Here is a 15,458-nt window from a genome sequence, read left to right on the forward strand (position 1 = left end):
AATCGTAGCGGGGAGATCAGGTGCAGACCAGTCGGCGCCATTCTGTTTGGCAAGGAACAGGCGGGAAGTGGCGACGTATTCTCTTGCCACCGACGGCCTCTCTTGCTATCGACGGCCGAAATCGCTTCGCGCCAGACCGCCTTCGCCGCCCCGCCAGCGGAGCACGTACCTCGTGAGCAGCCCGACCGCCCGGACGGACACGCCGGCGTCATCGCCAACGCCGCGTCAGGCGGGCCGTCTGTCGCCTGTTGTGCCGCGACCGCCGCCGGTGTGCGCCACCCACACCTCGCGGTCCGCGCGGCACGTCGCCTTCATGCTGCCGGCGTGCCCATGGCACGTGGTGGTCGGGCTCCCGCCTCGGCGCCGGGCGTTCGTGGTGTCCGGCTGCACGACCTCCCCACACGTACGCCGTGCTCTCGCTCTCGGCGGGGGCGCACTACACGCCGGTCAGCGACAGCCGCCACGATGACCAGCGAAGAGCAGCGTGTCGTGGAGATCTTGCGAGAAGAGGATGCGGGCTGGCACGACCAGTTCCGGATCCAGGTGGTGCGCTCCCTCGTCCGGTACAGCCATCGTGCCTGGGGACAGCCGGACGTATCCCCCGCTCGGTGGTTGCTCAATGCCGTCGACGAGCACGCGGGTCACTTGACCGAACCGGCGGGGGTAGGTGTGGCGGGCAGTGGTCTCGGGATGTCGATGAGGATCCGACTGGTTGGCTCGTCGTGCCGCAGGGTGTGGCCGAAAGTAGCGCCGCAGCTCGTCGGCGCTGCGGTGATGGATATCGACAGGCCGCCGCCGCTGAGCCAGGGCGGCAGCACGCCGGGCGCCAGGTACAGCTCCCGGTTGTCGTCTTCGCCGGCTTCGAAGAAGAGGATGTCGCGCAGTAGGAGGATGAGCGCCGTCGTCGCCCCGACGAGCGGCGCGCCCGGTTCCTCGTCCCGCCGGTGTTGATCGATCACCGCCCGGCCGTCGTGCTCGACCGGAACCGGTGCGGCGACTGGGAAGGCGATCTCATCGTCGGCACGGCAAACCGCTCGGCGATCGGCACTCTCGTCGAGCGCGCCAGCCGCTACCTGCTACTGGTGCACCTACCGATCAACCACAGCGCGCAAGCGATGCGCGATGCCCTCAACGGCGTGCTCGGTCAGCTCCCGCACCGGCTGCGGCTGACGCTGACCTGGGACCAAGGATCGGAGATGGCCTACCACGATCAGATCGCCCCGCTGCTGCGCGAGGGCGTCTACTTCGCCCATCCAGCCAGCCCCTGGCAGCGCGGCACCAACGAGAACACCAACGGCCTGCTGCGCCAGTACTTACCCAAACGCACCGACCTCTCGATCCACACGACCGACGACCTGCGCGCCATCCAAGATCGACTCAACGACCGGCCTCGCAAGGGCCTCGGCTGGCGGACACCAACCGAATGCTTCGAGCAGGCTCTGGCACCATGATCAGGTCACCGTTGCGATGATCACTTGAATCCGCCCTCGAACCCAGGGACCCCAGGAGGGTCAATTTTCAAGATCCGTTGACAGGCGCATCATCCGCTCGTAACGAGACTGGGAGTGCGACTCCCACACCCGCCGCATCACCACCCACACCGGTGGCGATGTAGACGTTGCCGTTACGGATCGCCCACCGCCGCGTTGTGCGGGTCCGATCGTGTGTAGCCGTGACCCGAGCCACGAGGCCACGCGCTCACCGCATCTTCCGGCTGATGCCGTTGTAGCCACTTGCGTGCGGCTTCTTTGGTGAAGCCGTGTGACTGGAGTACCTCCAGGGCGACTGCTCGAACGGCGCGCTCTTTGTCTACGCAGTCCAGGTGAGCCCTCATGCGTGCCACCACGTCGTCCTGGTCGAGGATGTACCGACCGTTGACCTTCTCCGCAAAGAGCGGAAGAAGCTTGTAGTAGCGGCGTTCGCTGATCCCAACCTGTGTCCACGGGTAACGGTCTGGCTGCTCTCTGTTGTTGTGCTCCATGATCGCAATGCTTGCCTTGCGGCGGACATAGCGACGGGTTGCCTCTGCGCCTTGGGCCGGGTCGAACCCGGGGTGGATCAATTGTTCGAGCAGGGTCGCGGCTGCCGACGCCCGGCTCGGCGCACGAGTCGCACGCTGAATGCGCTCGACCTGCCGCGGGTACGCCATGGCAACGGCGTTAGCTAGGGCTGGCTCGTCGCTGGCGAGGTAACCGTGCCAGTAGCCCTTCAAGACCATCTGGCAAGCGATCTCGACCGGAGTCGAGACAGGATCGAGGGTGATGGTCGGTATGCCATGGCCGTGCACAGCTTTCGCGAGCTTACTCCACGGTCGATCGAAAGGGCGTCGAACTCCCTCCGTCCAGAGGCGCGCGATGAACGCCCAGTTTGCTGGTTGTCGTGTCATCGGAACCGCGATAAGGATGGGCTCGGCGGCTGCGAGGGGCATAACCTCAGTGTTGGTCATAGTCCCGTCCAGCAGGAGCTCAAGAAGTCGTCCTTCGTCCTCGGTTTCGCTCGTCACCCAGATGAGGCGTCGGGCGATCTGGATCCACCACCCGCCGATTGCCACCCCAAGAATCGGGACGCTTAGTCGTACGGCAGGGTCCATGACCTGCCGCATGAGTTCCATTCGCTGCTCATGGTCCGCAGCGCCGAGCCAGTGCAGGACGCGGTCCCTCGACAGACCGCCCACTCGGTATTCCTCGGCGAGGAACTGGCCCGCAAACCAGAGAGCATCAGCAGCTGATACCGCGGTCGGAACTGGCGTAAAAGGGTGAGACCTGGAGGACAGCCGCCATCTGTTGATTAACCGGATCGGGGATCGGCCACGGTCCCGTTGCAGGCTCCATCGACCCGACCTGTGCGTCAGGGACGTCGACAAAGGGCAAGCCATTGGGCATGAATACCGAGGTCACGTTGCGTGCCGGACGGTAGCTGCGGCCAGAGAGAAGGTCCAGTTCGTGACCGGCCTGGGCGAGCAGGTCCTTCAGCACTTGGCGGTCGGGGTTGCCGCCGACCTGCTGAGCCATCTCGTCGACGAGACTCTCGGACCAATGTCCCATCCGGGCAGTATACGATGGTGTGGACAAGCTCCCCGCAGGTTGGATGACCCGGCGCTCGGGCATCGTCGTGCCGGGCGGGCCTCGTCGTGACAGGCGCCGATCATTTCAACCGATACCCTCGGCCTCCCCAATGCCGCGGGGTTGTGCCTGCTCAGTCGCGGTGGGCAGTGAACCGACATTGATGATCCACGAGATGCGCCATCCAAACGTGCCGCCTCAGCGCGCGGGGGCGGAGGAGGCCAGCGAGCGGCTGGCTATCGTGGTGCGAGGTCAGCGTCTTGGATTTGGCGCGCTCGTTCTGACACTCGCAGCGATTGTGGCGCTCGCCGCCATAGGACAACCGTGGGTGGCCGGGATCCTGGCCACTGCCAGCTTGACATCCGCCGTGGCGATCTTCGTGACCGGTCAGTACCAGCCTCCGCATGCCCCCATCTCTGACGCCGCGACGCGCCTGCCCGCTGGACCGCCTCAGCAAGAGTTGCCTGGTACACCCCCAGCCGCCCCAGCAGCGACGGAGTAGCAGGGAGCCGGGCGATCCGCGGCCAGCAGGGCCCCACACAGGGGTCACAACAGCCCGGCCGGGTCCTTGGGACGAGGGAGGGACTTCCTCCGCGAAGTTGAACGCGAGCGGCATAAGCTCGGCCTGACCGCGCGACCAAGGGGTCCCGCTGTACTACAACAAATGGGTTATACCTAGCGGGAGTTGTAGCCGGATTCGCACGATGCCTCCGCACAGGCGTCCCCTGAGATCAAGATGAGGTCCCCGATGTTCTCGTCGACTGTGCGTCTCAGCGTGCTGGCAACGCCGTATCAGGGTTATATGGTCCGGTAGCCCCGCAGTGTCTTCAGTTCCATCAGTCGCTCAAAGAGGAGCATTGCAACCTCGCTTGGATCTTTGAGAGATAGCAGTTCGGCGGTTGTGGTGACGATAATTGCCACGCCGCCCCGCAGTTCGTCGCTGATTGCTCTATGCCCATGCTGTCCGCGGCGCCCGGACAATCCGGCGGTTGTCACGAGTATTCCGACCGGAAGACTGCGAGATCGCAGCTTACGTCCGAATTCGCGGATCTCGGCCGCACTGGTGCGCCGCGAATCGTTCTTGCATTCGATGATGATCGAGATGTCTGAGATGGGCATGTTCGAGATTGCGGGGTAATGACTGAGCACTAAGTCGATCTCTTGGGCTCCGTCTTCGTCAAGTACATTGCGCTCATAGAGCCGTACCGATGAGACGGAGCAGAACACTTCCTCGACGAAGTTCTCTAACGCTCGGCCGCGGGTCGTGGTACTGCCGCGAGCTAACGTCCGCTTGTACAGTTCGTGCAAGCGGTCGGACTCACTGCTCACCGTTGTCCATGTACGACGGCGTTGCGAAGCCGAGTAAGCTCCCCAATCAACTGCCTATCCGACCAGGAAACGAGCTCCTCGGCCGATACTACAAGGATTCCATCGTCGAATTCGCCAAATAGAGAATCCTGACTTCGCGTGTCGTCCATTAGCTTTGTTCGAACATCGCTAGGGCCACCGTACACGAGCAATCCCAGGAGGGAGCCCGTCTTTCGCATCGCTTGACGGAGCTGCGTTTCGGCTCGCCGGTGAATAGCGCGATTCGAATATCGCGCCTTGACCTCGACGACGAGTCGTCCGACGCTTGTGCCTAGAATTGGAAATTCGGCGACGATGTCAAGCTCGTCCGCGGTATTGGTTGCGACGTATCCGCCTGCGCTTGCAAGCCGTGCGGCGACCGTTTTGGTCAGCCTGTCTCCGCGAATCGCGGCTACTCCAAGTGGTGATCGGGCTACCTGGTTCGCCTGGTCCCAGTCGATCGCTATCTGAACCGCCGCAGGCTGAACGTTCTTTACGAAAGCCTGCATTGCAGAATTTAGATTCGCAAGCCCTGCGCTCGATTCAGAGTATCGGATTGTTGCCATATCTCCGAATGGTGTTGCCCCCAACTCTTCTGGCGAAAGAGTAGAAACTACAACGATCGGCCGACGACTTGCAGCGGCCGCGCCTGCCTCAAACGCGACATTAGGATGTACGTCCGACTGGTCAAGTACGATACAAACAAAGTCTGCGCTCAGTACCGCGTTGAGAAGGGAATCAGCTATTGGCTGGCCCTGGCCGACATCTTCGGCGGTTCGAACTCCGACTCCGACCGCGCCCAGTGATTCCAAGACGGGTCGGACGTTGGTCTTCGTAGCTGCGCTAACGAAGCAGGTCAGCGTCGTCCGGTCTTCGTGGGTCGAGGTCACCCCCGATCGTTCCAGATACACGTGACCGTGGCATGGTCCTCCGCGAGACTTTCTGTACGTCCTCAAGCGAGGCCCCGACTGGCCGGGCGTAGGTCTTCCAGACGGGCGCGGCCTGCCGCTCCGGGCCCGGCCGTGGCGACGGATCACCGCGAGCGTGAGAACCACGGGCCATGTCGTAGGTGGTGAACTTGTGCTGTGCCTTTCGGGGTCAGTCGCGCCTGGCGACACGGGGACGATCGCGGCCATGCTGAGAAGTATGGCGGGCGGGCCGCGTCGCTAGTCCCTGACCTGCAGCGATCCGTGTTAGAACAAATGGGTCATACCTAGGCGGACGTTCGCGCCGATACCGCTGTTGTACCGGTGCGGACGTCCAACGCGGCGAGGGCGCCGCCTGGGCGTCGCGCAGTAGGCCCGAGTTGTTCAGGGCGCTCCTGGGGCCTGCGCTCGTTCCATGCGCCGGAGCCACCTGCCGGTCCGGGCTCGGCACGGCGCCGTCGAGCGACTGACGCGGGCGAAGGCTGCGTTGCCGACGGCCCGGCCGAGGCAGGCGTCCATCCGGTCCACGGCACCGAATAGCGGGAAGGCATGGGCCAGCTGCAAAGTGAGATATGGGCCGTCGGCGCGCCACGCGGCGTCGTGTCGGGCGACCGCCGGTCACGAAGAGCGACCAGATCGAGGCCCGGGTAGGCCGGGTAGATCATTGGCGGCACCGGCGTCACTCGGAGGGCGGCGAAGGTGTTCTGGTCCCGTTCGTCGTGCAGCTGGAGGGCGTGGACCGCCGTCGAGTTGCCGTAGCCGCAATGAGGCTGTCGGTGTCGAGAACGGGCACATCTCCTGACAGAACCTGAACCCGACATGCGCCGGCAACAGCGTGATCGCCGATCACGTTTACCGGGTTCGTTCAGCACGTCCACGATCAGGTGCCCCGAAGCACCTCCGAGTACGCCGAGAGATATCGAGTCAGCCCAGTCCGCGATCTCGCCGCGCTCGTTCCTGGCGTCGTGCCTCTGGTCCTACATCACGTCCGGGCTCTCCCCGGGCAGTACGGCTGGCAGCGCTTTCTCGGTACCATGATCCAGATGCCCTGCCTGGCCCAACCGAGCTCGCGTACGCCTGAACATACCGCCGGAGTCAGGCGGCTGAACAGGTGAACCTGCCCGCGGCTGTGGCTACGATCACGCAGTTCCGGTACCCCCGAAGCAGCGGTAGCGCATCGGAGGCGGGCTTTGGGGTTCGTGCGGGGGTTCCTGCCGTGGGTCCTGTACTGGGTGCTGATCGGCAACGTGGTGTTCCGCCTGGTGGTGTGCCTCGTGCTCGCCGTTGCGGTCGGGACACAGGTGGTGTCCAGGCTGCGCCGCCAGCCCTGGCGCGTCTTCGAACTCGGCAGCCTCGTGGTGTTCGCGATCCTGACGCTTGCCGCCTTCGTGTTCGCCGAGGCCGTCCTCGAGCGCTGGCTCCAGCCGCTGGGCAACCTCGGTCTCTTCCTGGTCGGGCTCGTCGGGCTGCTCGTCGGGCGGCCGTTCGTCTGGGAGTACACCGCCGACGTCGTTGACGCCACGGTCGCTCGCAGTGACAGGTTTCGCGGCGTGACCACCACCATGACGTGGTTGTGGGTCGCGGTCTTCGCCGCCATGACGGTTGTCACGATGATCCCGCCCCTTGTCGACGAGGCCGCGACGATCCACGACACCGGGTTGCTGTCCGTCCTCTGCTACTGGGTGCTCCCCTGCGTGCTGCTCGGGCTGGCCGCGTCGGCGTCGGGCCTTGTCCCGCCTTGGTTCGAGAGCCGCTCCGCGCCGGTCGAGCACCGTGAGACCGAGGAGACGCCGGCCGTTGCGACGCAGTCGTCGGCGCCGCCTGACATCGCGTCCGACACCCTTGTGCTCGACGTGCCGCAGGACTCCCGCCACGACGAGCCGTTCGCCGTGACAATCCACGGGGCGCCAGCCGGTTCCGCGGTCGAGCTGACGGCGACCGGCAACGATCTGCACGGGCGCTTGTGGCGGTCTGCTGCCAAGTTCGCCGCGCCGGTGCCGGGCCCCGTCGACATCGCCGTACTCGACCCGCTGTCGGGGGACTGGGAGCGCGCCGATGGCGACGCGCCGTTGTGGGCTATGCGGTTCGCCGCCGGCGGCGTGACGCCCGACCTGTTCATTCCGCCGACCGATCCGTGGCTGGTGACCGTGACCGCCCGTGTGGAGCGGGTCGGCGAGGTTCGGCGCACGGTCCGTCGACACCCCACGGCGGCGGGTGTGCGTTGCTCCAGCGTGGAGATCGACGGCAGGCAGGGGCTGCTGACGTTGCCCCCGGGCACGGCGCCGGATGGCGGCTGGCCGGCAGTTGCCTGCTTCGGTGGTTCAGAGGGCGGCTTCGAGTCGCAGGTCGGGCACGCGATGCTGCTCGCGTCCCGCGGCTTCGCGGCGCTCGCTGCGAGCTGGGTGGACAAGGGCGCACCCGTCGTCGCGGTGCCATTGGAGCGGTTCGGCACGGCCGTCCGGTTCCTGGCAGATCATTCCGAAGTGGACTCGGACCGGGTGGCCGGCATGGCGGTGTCGCGCGGTGCGGAGGGTCTGCTGTCCACTGTCTGCGCACCCAGGGGTCCCCGTTGTCGCGGATTGGTGTTGATCAGCCCCAGTAGCGTTACGTGGCAGGCGATCGGATCCGAGGGCGAGATACCCGACACTCCATCGTGGACAGTCGCGGGTCGGGACGTGCCGTGGTTGCCGGTGCGCAGTGGCGCGCTGATGTCGCAGCTGGTGCGTAACGCGTGGTGGGTGAGCCGCGACGCCGCAGCGCACCGTCCGACGCTGATTCGACTGCGACCCGCTTACGAAGCGGGATTGCGTGGGCCGGCAACGGGGGCGGCCGATGCGCGGATCCCGGCCGAGCAGGTTGACGGCCCCCTGCTGCTGGTCACCGGAACCGAGGATGCTGTGTGGCCGTCCGGACCGATGGCGCAGGAGGTACTCGGCCGCCGGCTCCGCCCGTCCGACGAGCATCTGAGCTGCCAGGGCGCCGGGCATCTCGTCCGGCTCGGTGTACTGCCCACCGACGCCCAGTGGACGGGCGGCATCGCTCTTGGCGGCACCAGGACCGCCCAGGCCGTGGCTCAGCGCAGGGCAACGACGAGGATCACGAAGTTCCTGTCCGCGGTGACGGCGGCCGCCGGCGACCCTCGGCGCGCGGTAGGGACCCGCAGGCAGTAGCCGCGAAACCGGGAGCGGTAAGCGTCTACCCGTCGACACTCAGAAGGAGATGTCGCGCATCGACTTCGCAGATTTCCGCAACGCCTGCCGTCGTGCGGGACTGGTCGACTTCGAGCTTGCAGCTGGGTCGATGGCCGAGCGGGAGATGCCGAGTTGTCCAGCGATCCGCGGTGTGGCTCCACCCGCTCGCTGAAGCGAGCAGGAAGCTGGCTCACGCACAGCGACGTGCCACCACGCTGCCCGGGGTGGCCAGGGTGTCGAAGGCCGCGGCGACGAGCCGTCGATCCGGTCGGTCTTGACCCACGGCTGGAATCAAGCTCAGGTGCCGGATGCGTCCCTGGCCGCGACCCGTGCCTCCCGGCGCGCCCGCACCCGCGGGGCGGTCTCCGGGAGGAACAGCGCTGCGACCCCGGATACCGTGATGAGGCCGGCCGCGAGCAATATCGCCGCCGGCAGGCCGAAGTTGTCGGCCAGAATGCCGCCCAGGATCGGCATCAGGAAGGTACCGACGATCACGCCGGCGAAGTTGATCGAGCCCATCGCTGAACCCTGCTCGTCTTCCGGCAGCAGCTCGGAGACCACGGTGGCGGCGGCAAGCGGGATGATCAGGCCGTTGAAGAACGAGCTCAGCGCCAGGAACGTGGCCGCAGCCGACACGCTGAAGTCGCCGACCACGAACAGCACCATGAACACGCCGCTGAGCACACCGCCGAAGAAGATCGCCGGTTTGCGGCCGGTGAAGTCCGAGCAGTACGGCAGCAGCAGGGTACCGGCCACCCCGGCGACACCGAAAATGGACAGGATGGTGCCGGCGGTGACGAGGCTGACGCCGATCTCGTCGGTCAGGAACAGCGTGTTGTAGGCGACGCCGACCTGCAGCCAGCCGAGCGCGGCGGCCTGGATGATCATCAGGACGACCACGCTGGGGTACCGGACCACCCCGACCAGCTTGCGCCAGTCGGGCTTCGACCGGGCCCGCGTGGTCACGGCGGCCCGGGGTGGCTCGCGCATGACGAGGTACAGCGCCAGCACGACGAAGAAGAAGACGCCACCGATGATGGCGAACGCCGACCGCCACCCGAGGGCCTCGGCCATCTGCGTGATGACGATCGCGCCGATCACGCTGCCGAACAGCGGGTAGCCCATGGTGAACACCGACTGCACGAAGGCGCGTCGATTGGCCGGGAACTCGGCGGCGAGCACCGCCTGCGAGTTCGGCCACCCGACTCCGTCACCGATCCCGATGAACTCCCGGACAACGAACAGCGACCAGAAGTTCCACGTCCCGCCCATCGCCGCGGTCGCCCCCACGGCGAGGAAGGCGCCGGGCAGCAGGACCCTCCGCCGTCCGTAGTGGTCGGACAGCCACCCGGACAGCCAGCTGGTGATCGCCCAGGTGAACGAGGTCCCGGAAACCAGCAGACCCGCCTGCCAGAACGCGAGGCCGAACTCGTCTCGGATGGCCGGCAACACGAATCCGATGCCGACCCGGTTGAGCCCGACCAGCCCCCAGAACGCGGTCAGCAGACCCAGTATTGCCCACGGATACATCGAGCGGCCATTGCTCGTGGTCATCGTGATCACATCCTCGGTTCACTGGCGCACCTGGACGTCATGGGCTTGCAGCGCGGGCAACACCTCCTTGGCGAATCGCCGAATTTGACGCAGAAACAGCTCCTGGGGCATCGCACCGCGGTTGAGGTTGACCAGCACCCGGCCCGCGCCGGTGGCGTCGGCCTGGTCGATGATCCGCTGGGTGACCTCGTCCGCGGCGCCCCATGGCCATTGCTGCGCCCGCTGGGCGATGTCGTCAAGGGTCAGATTGCGGTAGTCGGCCCGCGCGCGCTGTGCGGCGGGGAGGTTCTCCGGCCGGACGTAGTCGAGCGACGAGTCGCTCACGTAGCCCGCCTTGCGCTGCAGGTCGTGTTCGGTGATGTTGCCATGGCTGAACAGGGTCTGGTTGAAGTAACGCAGGTACGGACCCGCCTCGTCGATCGCCTGCTGCTTGCTGTCGGCCACGTAGGGGCTCATCGAGAGGTGCACGTGCTCGGAGGTCCGCTCACGGCCGTGTTCGCGCAGGCAGTCGGTGTAGTGCCGGAGAACGTCCGCGCGCAGGCCGGGATGCTCCACGCCCGGCGTGATCGACACGTTGTTCCGGGCGGCCCACTCGATGGTCTCCTTGCTGCTGGTGACCGGAACCCAGATCGGCGGGTGCGGTTGCTGCACCGGCCGGGGCCAGATGGCGACGTCATGGCAGGACCAGAACTTCCCCTCGAAGGAGAAGACCTCCTCGGTCCACAGCCCGCGGATGATGTCGGCAGCCTCTTCGAACCTGGGCCGCGACTCGGCCATCGGCACGCCGAATACGGCGTGCTCGCGCGGGATTCCTCGCCCGAACCCGGCCACGATCCGCCCGTTCGACAGGCAGTCGAGCATGGCCAGCTCCTCGGCAAGCCGGATCGGGTCGTGCAGCGGCAGCAGATTGGCGTAAATGTGCAGTTTCAGCCGCGCCGTCCGCTGCGCCGCGGATGCCGCGAGCAGGTTCGGCGAGTTCATCAACCCGTACGGAGAGGTGTGGTGCTCGTTGAACCCGACACCGTCGTAACCGAGCCGGTCGAGTTCCTCCCAGGCGTCGAGGTGCTCCGCATAGGTGCGGACCGCCACCGCGGGATCGAAGTGCCGCTTGGCCAGCGGCCACGGAAGCTCCCCATCGTCCTGCTTGAGGTGCTCGACGTGCTCTGCGTAGGGCACCAGGTCGAAGACCACTACCTCCACGGCGCAGCTCCCAGCTGTGAGGTCCTGTCGGTGTTCATACAGGCATATGGAATGTCCATACGCCATCCTCTGCAGCAGTTTGGACAACGTGTACCGGTCAAGACTCCGTCTGATGTCGGCGATGGCCTGGGCAATTTGTCTCGGAGCCGCCGGCGCAGTTGCTCCTCCGCCGTTCGCCGGAGCAGCGCGAGCGCATCGCGGCTCCCGGCTCGGGCCCGCCCGTGCTGATCTCGATCTCCGGCACGTTGCACGTGATCGGCTGGGCGACCCCCTCTACCCTTATAGTGAGCGTTACATACATTGCCGAGAGGCGCCTGCGTGACGGACATGGTGGATGTCGGGGGTGCCGAATTTGCCTGCGCCGAGTTCGGAGCAGGCAGTTGCAGCCGACTTGGAGGAGGACCCCATGCCCCTGCAGACCGTTCGCACCGGAGTCACGCTGAACTACGAGGTGAGCGGTGACGGAGACCCGCTGCTACTCGTGATGGGCACCTCCGGTTCCATCCCGCTGTGGGGCGAGCTGGTGCCCCGCCTCGCCGAGCGCCACCGGGTCATCGCGTTCGACAACCGGGGCCTCGGTGGCAGCGAACGCGGCGACGGCCCGATCTCCGTGGCGTCCCTGGCGGAGGACGCCTCCGCGTTGCTCGATGCCCTCGAGGTGCCGAGGGCGCACGCCATGGGCTGGTCCCTCGGGTCGGCCGTCGTGCAGGAGCTCGCCCTCACCCACCCGGATCAGGTCGCCTCGGCCGTCCTGTGCGCGACATGGGCCCGAAGCGACGGCTACCAGCGCGCGCTGCTCTCCGCGTTCCGGCTCCCGTATGCCGTTCGGGACATGGAAACGGCGCTGGCCGTGTCGGGGCTGACGTTCTCGCCCGAGCTGCTGAACCGTCCCGATCTGGAGCAGCAGCTCGCACCGCTGCTCCCCGCTCTCCCCCAGAACGAGGAGCAGATGGCGGTCACCGTGGAGCAGTGGGATGCCGACCTCGCGCACGACACCCTCGACCGGCTCAGCGGGATCGAGGCGTCGACCCTCGTCGTGGCCGGCGAACAGGACATGCTCACCCCGCCGCGGCAGGCGAGAGCCGTGGCCGACGCCATCCCCGATGCCAGGTACGAGCTGGTGACCGGGCCCGGCTCCAGCCATAGCCTGCACCTCGAACGCCCCGACGACCTGCTGAGGATCGTCACCGGTTTCCTCGACGAGCACCGCACGCTGTAACGCGCATCATCCGGCGTCCTCCGACAGCCCACCGGATGGTGAGCCGCCGCCACACCTGTCCAATTCGATCCAGCTCGGGCAAGCACTCGCGGGCGCCACTGCCGGCGACCGAGCTGTCGATCGTCTCGACCCGCGACCGCCGTTCCTTGCGCCGGACGCAAGTACGCAGCAGTGGCCTCATCCACCGGCGACGGCAGGGCCGAGGGCCGAGCCGTCACCGACGACGGGCTCGCACCCAAGGCGGTCGCCGCCCAGCAGAAGATCACGTTCGCCGACTCCGCGGTCGTGGCCGAGGTGAACGTGCACGCGACACCCGAGGGCGGGTTCACGCTGAGCGCGGCTGCACGTGGAGTTCGGCGGGCTGGACCAGGCCACCGCCGACCAGCTGGTGCAGGCAGCTCACGCAGTCTGCCCCTACTCGAACGCCACCGGGGCAACATCGACGTCACCGTCGACGCGACCGTCGGCTAACGGTCCACCCCAGGCATCGGCACGGATACCGCAGTCGCACCCCGCGGAGCGGCGGTCGGGCCTACGAGTTCGGCCCGGCCGCCGCCGTGAGCCCGCTATGCGAGAGCCCTCCTGTTCTCGGCGACCCGGTGCGCGAAGGTGTGCGCGGGCCGGCCGGCGAGCTCGTCGACGTCACCCGAGACAGGTAGGGCGGCGCTTCCGGCCCGAAGGTGCCGAACACCGAGTCGACCACGATTTCGGGTGTCCCCTCCGGGGGTGAACGCGGAGGGGACACAGTGCGCGCCTCCGCGCTGCGTGCGCTGCTCCAGGACACCCCCGCGAACCTGACGCCGGGCGAGTCCTCATCCTGACCGAGCTGCTGACGCGAATCGGCGCCCCCGGCTGACCGCCGATGGATTACATGGGACGCCCCTCTCCGGTTCAGAGCTCGACGTGCCCTCGCTCGGTGCTGGGCGGCGTCCCGCCCGACTGCGGGAACAGGGCGAGGACCGCCGCGCCGGCGCGCATCAGAGCCACGATGTAGGAGCCGTTGTCGTAGGTCTCCGTGGTGATGCCGAACCTCAGTGCTGGTGGATCGGCAGCAGGCCGGTCATGCCCTGCTCGGTCGAGCCAGGCCGAACTCCCGTGTCCGCGGGAGCTAGTGTCCCGAGTCGAAAGTCCACCACGTATCTCGACGGCCCAGCTCCACGCTGAGCGCACCGAACTTCCGACTCGGGACACTAGCCTGGATGCTGGGAACCAGCGCAAAGATGAGGTGGAGCACCGATGGCACAGACAGCCGGCCGGACCCGAGGTACCGGCACGGCGCAGTCGTCACCGGTACGCGAACGGATCCTCGCCGCCGCCGACGAACACTTCTACGCCGAAGGCATCCGAGCCGTCAGCGCCGACAAGCTGATCGCCGCGGCAGGCGTCAGCAAGGTCACCTTCTACCGGCACTTCCCCTCGAAGGACGATCTGGTCCTGGCCTACCTCGACGGTCGCGCCGCACTCGAACGCCACGTGCTGGAACAGTTCCGCGAGGAGGCCGGCGACGCCTGCGCCACCCTCCTCGCCATCGCTCGGGGCATCTCCGACCTGAGCTGCTCCCCCGGATTCCGCGGATGCCCGTTCATCAACGCCGCAGCCGAGTACGCCGACCCCACCCACCCCGCACGACAAGCCATTGCCGCCCACCGCGCCTGGTTCACGTCGTTCCTGACGGACCTGCTCCGGGAGATGGCCATCCACGACCCCGAAACGGTCGCCGACCAACTGCTCATCCTGCGCGACGGGGCAATGGTCACCGGCTACCTCGGACCCGACCCGGCCACCCTCATCGACACCCTCGTCGAAGCCGGACGCGCCGTGATCGACAACGCAGTAGCGAACACAACCCTGCCGAGCGACACATCGCGGTGAGCAGGCCGAGCGAGAGCGCGAGCACCAGAACCAACGCGAGCACGAACTGCCCCGGTTCGACGATCCGCTCACACCGACCGGGCCCCGCATCGACAGCTGGTTGAGCCGACCCGATTGGGCCGCCAGCCACCACCCCGAGCTGCAGGTCGAGCCACCCGGCCGAGAACCGGCCGATCACGGGTCGGGCCGTCCCGCGGCGGCCTCACCACCAAGATCCGCCTCGCCTACGAGCAGGGCCGCACACGCCCCGAGCTGGTGTTCACCGCCGGCCAGCGCGCGACAGCCCACAGCTCGTCCCGGTGCTCGAACAGATCCGGGTACCGCCCGGGGCCCGGGCGACCGCGTAGCCGCCCGGATCGGGTGCTGGCCGACAAGACCTACTACTCACGCGCCAACCGCGCCTACCTGCGCTCCCGCCAGATCCCAGCAACCATCCCGGTCAAGGCCGACCAGGTCGCGAACCGGATCAAGCGAGGCTCCCGCGGTGGGCGCCCACCGACAGCTCAGGCCGGCGGCCAACTCCGCAGGGCGGCGTCGGCGACTCGTCGGAGGTCTTCGCCGGACGCGCCGCCCGCCGCCTGCACGGCGATGCCGCGCTGATGGGACGACCACACAGTGCGTGACTACGCTTCGGTGCCCAAACGCATCGCCCATCCCGAGGCCGGACTCCTCGAGTTCGACATCGAGATCGTCACCGCACCCCACGCCCCCGATCAGCACCTCGTCGTGTACACGGTCGAGCCCGACTCGTCCACGGCCCGGGTACTGCCGATTCTGGCCAGCTGGGCCACACCGGAGAGCGCCCTGACCGGACCACAGGACTGACGCAGCACGCAGGGGGTGAACGGGTCCACCATGGCGCTGCCCTCGAACCCCGGGTTGAGCAGCTCGACCCCCACTACGGGCGCCGCAAGGGCCGGCCAGAGGTCGTCGATGAGCTTGCGGCGTTCGAGCCATGGCCGACCGAGCTGCCGTGGTGCAGCCACACCCGGTGTCCTGTCCGTGGCACCGCGTCCTCGCCAACCGCTGGTCACTCGTCCGGGGAAGACGAGAGGTGGAGGACGAGAGGTGGTCGATCAGGTCGAGG

Annotated in this window: 12 protein-coding genes and 2 pseudogenes; 6 read left to right on the top strand and 8 right to left on the bottom strand. The window is 67.1% G+C overall.

Translation table 11 applies throughout. From position 1 onward, the window contains the following. Positions 1 to 641: 641 nt before the first annotated feature. A complete protein-coding gene (locus ABEA81_RS05770) occupies positions 642 to 959 on the bottom strand; it encodes a hypothetical protein (protein WP_345603748.1) in 318 nt (105 codons plus the stop codon). Between ABEA81_RS05770 and ABEA81_RS05775 the strand changes: the two genes are divergently transcribed. Beyond that, positions 945 to 1,451: an IS30 family transposase gene (locus ABEA81_RS05775; RefSeq protein WP_345603749.1), complete on the top strand. Its 507-nt coding sequence runs from the start codon at positions 945 to 947 to the stop codon at positions 1,449 to 1,451. The genes ABEA81_RS05770 and ABEA81_RS05775 overlap by 15 nt on opposite strands. A gap of 173 nt (positions 1,452 to 1,624) precedes the next feature. Here ABEA81_RS05775 and ABEA81_RS05780 read toward each other — a convergent pair whose 3' ends face one another. The 4 genes from ABEA81_RS05780 to ABEA81_RS05795 all read right to left on the bottom strand — a co-directional run bounded on the left by ABEA81_RS05780 (position 1,625) and on the right by ABEA81_RS05795 (position 5,299). Further along, the gene (locus ABEA81_RS05780; RefSeq protein WP_345603750.1) at positions 1,625 to 2,674 is read right to left on the bottom strand and encodes a hypothetical protein; all 1,050 of its coding nucleotides are present in this window, start codon (positions 2,672 to 2,674) and stop codon (positions 1,625 to 1,627) included. Positions 2,675 to 2,717: 43 nt separating this feature from the next. Continuing rightward, the gene (locus tag ABEA81_RS05785) at positions 2,718 to 3,011 is read right to left on the bottom strand and encodes a hypothetical protein (protein ID WP_345603751.1); all 294 of its coding nucleotides are present in this window, start codon (positions 3,009 to 3,011) and stop codon (positions 2,718 to 2,720) included. Between the two features lie 849 nt (positions 3,012 to 3,860). Next, on the bottom strand, positions 3,861 to 4,391 hold the full coding sequence (locus tag ABEA81_RS05790; protein WP_345603752.1) for a restriction endonuclease: 531 nt from the start codon (positions 4,389 to 4,391) through the stop codon (positions 3,861 to 3,863). Further along, positions 4,388 to 5,299, bottom strand: a complete 912-nt coding sequence (locus ABEA81_RS05795) for a hypothetical protein (RefSeq protein WP_345603753.1) — start codon at positions 5,297 to 5,299, stop codon at positions 4,388 to 4,390. Before ABEA81_RS05795 ends, ABEA81_RS05790 begins: the two co-directional genes overlap by 4 nt. Positions 5,300 to 6,567: 1,268 nt before the next feature. On the opposite strand from ABEA81_RS05795, the gene ABEA81_RS05800 reads away from it, so the two are divergent. Next, the gene (locus ABEA81_RS05800) at positions 6,568 to 8,505 is read left to right on the top strand and encodes an acyl-CoA thioesterase/bile acid-CoA:amino acid N-acyltransferase family protein (RefSeq protein ID WP_345603754.1); all 1,938 of its coding nucleotides are present in this window, start codon (positions 6,568 to 6,570) and stop codon (positions 8,503 to 8,505) included. A gap of 318 nt (positions 8,506 to 8,823) precedes the next feature. On the opposite strand, the gene ABEA81_RS05805 is transcribed toward ABEA81_RS05800, so the two are convergent. Together ABEA81_RS05805 and ABEA81_RS05810 are read right to left on the bottom strand one after the other, a co-directional pair. Then, entirely contained in the window at positions 8,824 to 10,080 is a 1,257-nt protein-coding gene (locus ABEA81_RS05805) for an MFS transporter (RefSeq protein WP_345603755.1), read from the bottom strand. Between the two features lie 18 nt (positions 10,081 to 10,098). Next, complete coding sequence (locus ABEA81_RS05810; protein WP_345603756.1) at positions 10,099 to 11,271, bottom strand: LLM class flavin-dependent oxidoreductase; 1,173 nt, start codon at positions 11,269 to 11,271, stop codon at positions 10,099 to 10,101. A gap of 415 nt (positions 11,272 to 11,686) precedes the next feature. Between ABEA81_RS05810 and ABEA81_RS05815 the strand changes: the two genes are divergently transcribed. The 4 genes and pseudogenes from ABEA81_RS05815 to ABEA81_RS05835 all read left to right on the top strand — a co-directional run. Then, entirely contained in the window at positions 11,687 to 12,499 is an 813-nt protein-coding gene (locus ABEA81_RS05815) for an alpha/beta fold hydrolase (protein WP_345603757.1), read from the top strand. 171 nt (positions 12,500 to 12,670) lie between these two features. Beyond that, entirely contained in the window at positions 12,671 to 12,970 is a 300-nt protein-coding gene (locus ABEA81_RS05820) for a hypothetical protein (protein ID WP_345603758.1), read from the top strand. Between the two features lie 765 nt (positions 12,971 to 13,735). Continuing rightward, positions 13,736 to 14,371, top strand: coding sequence for a TetR/AcrR family transcriptional regulator (locus tag ABEA81_RS05825; RefSeq protein WP_345603759.1), 636 nt, complete (start codon positions 13,736 to 13,738; stop codon positions 14,369 to 14,371). 612 nt (positions 14,372 to 14,983) lie between these two features. Then, positions 14,984 to 15,196: pseudogene (locus tag ABEA81_RS05835) on the top strand (MmyB family transcriptional regulator); the annotation flags it as partial. Here the strand turns inward: ABEA81_RS05835 and ABEA81_RS05840 are convergent. Further along, a pseudogene (locus ABEA81_RS05840) lies at positions 15,190 to 15,362 on the bottom strand (lipase); the annotation flags it as partial. The pseudogenes ABEA81_RS05835 and ABEA81_RS05840 sit on opposite strands and share 7 nt — an antisense overlap. Positions 15,363 to 15,458: the final 96 nt, after the last annotated feature.

The organism is Pseudonocardia adelaidensis, assembly GCF_039543345.1.
GTDB lineage: Bacteria > Actinomycetota > Actinomycetes > Mycobacteriales > Pseudonocardiaceae > Pseudonocardia > Pseudonocardia adelaidensis.